The following is a 328-nucleotide window of genomic DNA, read 5'->3' as shown; positions in this document are numbered from 1 at the left end:
TTTTAGCAACCACCTGCTTCACTTTTTGCTGACTAGTTTTAGCAATGGCTTGTTTATGTTTTAACTGCTTAGCTTGTTTTTGCAAATGTGATAAGGTTTGTTGTTGTTGCCACATCAATTGACCAAAGCGCAAACTACCAAGAACCAAAACCACTAGCAGGGCATAATAACCAATTTCTGTTTTACGTGTCATTATTGATCCCCCTCGTATAGTAAGTTTAAAGACTTACATTATTTTTTATTTTTATGACTGTTTTCTCTTCACTAATTGAACACCGTATGATAGTCTCTAATTGTCATTGGCTTTGGTCAACTGGTATTGGTTTGA

Annotated in this window: 1 pseudogene; it reads right to left on the bottom strand. The window is 35.1% G+C overall.

Annotation, left to right across the window (positions count from 1 at the left end):
- Positions 1 to 193, bottom strand: a pseudogene (locus tag BMG01_RS10855) (hypothetical protein); the annotation flags it as partial.
- Positions 194 to 328: the final 135 nt, after the last annotated feature.

This window comes from Leuconostoc sp. BM2 (assembly GCF_002095565.1).
Classification (GTDB): Bacteria; Bacillota; Bacilli; order Lactobacillales; family Lactobacillaceae; genus Leuconostoc; species Leuconostoc falkenbergense.
The sequence above is the reverse complement of the archived record's forward strand: the minus strand, read 5'-3'. Positions and strand labels throughout refer to the sequence as shown.